The organism is Cognatundibacterium crateris (assembly GCF_010078235.1).
In the GTDB taxonomy this organism is placed as follows: Bacteria; Pseudomonadota; Gammaproteobacteria; order Burkholderiales; family Burkholderiaceae_D; genus Undibacterium; species Undibacterium crateris.
This window is the reverse complement of the sequence record NZ_JAABOS010000025.1, coordinates 1-2,186: the sequence shown is the minus strand read 5'-3', so window position 1 is coordinate 2,186 and position 2,186 is coordinate 1. Positions and strand designations below refer to the sequence as shown.

The 2,186-nt window shown below is 53.2% G+C and carries 2 protein-coding genes and 1 pseudogene; 2 read left to right on the top strand and 1 reads right to left on the bottom strand.

From position 1 onward, the window contains the following. Nucleotides 1–98 (top strand): annotated as a pseudogene (locus EYB48_RS18910) (IS6 family transposase); the annotation flags it as partial. Between the two features lie 264 nt (nt 99–362). Here the strand turns inward: EYB48_RS18910 and EYB48_RS18905 are convergent. After that, nucleotides 363–1,307 (bottom strand): alpha/beta fold hydrolase, encoded by a 945-nt coding sequence (locus EYB48_RS18905; RefSeq protein WP_162021929.1) that lies wholly within the window; start codon nt 1,305–1,307, stop codon nt 363–365. Nucleotides 1,308–1,468: 161 nt separating this feature from the next. Here EYB48_RS18905 and EYB48_RS18900 point away from each other — a divergent pair. Beyond that, nucleotides 1,469–2,186: helix-turn-helix transcriptional regulator (locus EYB48_RS18900; protein WP_162021928.1), on the top strand; the 718-nt coding region annotated here is incomplete at its 3' end.

The following is a 2,186-nucleotide window of genomic DNA, read 5'->3' as shown; positions in this document are numbered from 1 at the left end:
CAGCCTATGCGCTGAGTTTGCGCAACCTAGAGGAACTGATGGCTGAACGTGGTGTACAGGTTGATCATGCTACGGTGCATCGTTGGGCGCTGAAGATATAGCCGGTTTTGGCCAAAGTGTTTCGCCGTCGCAAGCATCCAGTTTCGCTTTCTGATTTTCCGCTACGTCGCTGCTTCAACTAAACTTTAGTTCCTTATCGCGACAGAACCGCCGTTCGGGATTTCACCCAACCGTCCATCAACGGACGGTCATGCTTTAATTCAAGTCCTGACCCCGCACGTCTTTACATGACGAGCTCGCTCAGCGGCTGACGAAAGTGAATTTCATACGGCCAGCCAAGTAAGCTTTTGTTCTTTTGAGATTTAGCTTTCTGAGCTCGACTTGAGCCAGTCAAGAATTGCCTTGGTTGTCTCTTCCGGCATTTCTTCCTGAATCCAGTGGCCGGTGTCGAGGCTGACAACTTCGACGTTTGGTACAAAGTCACTGAGGTTCGGAGACTTTGGTATCACGTCACGTTCGCCATAGATCATCAGTGCGGGATGCGAAATGATCGGATCAACATCCGTTAGTAGATGCCAGTTACGGTCCAGATTTCGGTACCAGTTGATGCTGCCCGTGAAGCCAGAGACCTCAAACGCCGCGTCGAGGACCGACAGTTCGGCATCGGTCATGATCGGCTCTCCGGCAGCCTTCTCGGCATTTGCCAAATTGATCATGATCATTCCCGGCTTCGGAGGCTGCAGGGGCTCGTTTTTGCGGTAGAGATTTTGCAGGAACTGACGCCTGTTCTGATCCAGAATCGCATCGGCCACGCCAGGGTTCATGTTGAAATGCACCATGTAGTTGTCAGGCCCCAAGAAGCATTCGATCAACTCAACCCAAGGGACGTCCCCCCGTGCCTGATAGGGAAGCGCCAGCGCGATGACCTTGCGCACACGCTTTGGATGCAGCAGCGCCATGCCCCAGACGACATTGGCACCCCAATCATGGCCAACGACGATCGCATCGTTGTATCCAAAGTGGTCAAGTAGAGCGACAAGGTCTCCGGTCAGATGTGCGAGGTCATACGCGCTCACGTCCGTCGGTTGCGCAGAATTCCCATAACCGCGCTGGTTTGGAACGATGACGTGGTAGCCAGCGGCCGCAAGCGCTGGCATTTGATGGCGCCAAGAATAGGCGTGACCCGGCCAACCATGACACAGCACAATCGGGTTCCCTGCGTTTTCTTTTCTGGCTTCGAATACTTCCAATTCCACATCGTTGACCGAGATCATCGTGGGTTGGGGAAAGTCATTGGGGTCTAACATCTATCTTCCTTTTGTGTTTGGATGGGTGATCTGGCAGCTGCGCTACACATAACAACCTGTTGGTCAGAGGGGACTTGCCGGACAACCAACTGGTGCCGACATTTGTATCCTACGATGTAAATGTGTCAAAATGTGACACCTTTTATTACAGAGCCCAGAGAATGAATGCTCGCCTACGACAAGACGCAATTGTGCGCAGTCTGCGCCGTACCGGATCATCAACGATTGCCGAACTTGCAGAAAAGGTAGGCGCATCCCGCAGCACGTTGCTGCGCGACATCAGCGCTCTGCGTGAGCAAGGTTTTACTATTGATTCTGAACCGGGCCGCGGCGGAGGATTGCAGCTCGACCCGCGGTCTGTTCAGATCACGCCACGTCTGTCAGTCACCGAGGTTTTTGCGCTTTTGATCAGCGTAGCGTCTATGCGTGCAGCGGGAAATTTACCCTTTTCAATCTTTGCTGATAGCGGACTCGCAAAGATCGAAAAGGGACTGCCCCCGGACAAAATTCGGGATTTGCGCCGTGTTTTGGACTGCCTCTATGTCGGAGAACTCGCACCACAGGTGGACCGAACCAATATCGGCGTGATGGACTCTGCTTTGCTTCCGGAATTCGAAGTGGCCTTTCTTCAGCGCCAGCATCTGTCGTTCAATTACCGCGATGCAAAAGGTCAAAGCAGTACACGTGTTGTGGAGCCGCAAGCGATGCTGGTCCTGCCCCCCCTTTGGTATCTGGTGGCCTGGGATCCTGCCCGTGGCGATTTTCGGCATTTCCGCATGGATCGGATCAAAGAGCCACACTGTATTGAAGGTACGACGTTTCGAAAGCGGAAGGTCGTCTGGGAGGTTCTGTCGCGAGAAGCCAAACTTAAAAATGTTT

Coding starts and splice junctions, on each gene's coding strand:
- EYB48_RS18905 (WP_162021929.1), bottom strand. CDS start 1,307: ATGTTAGACCCCAATGACTTTCCCCAACCCACGATGATCTCGGTCAAC.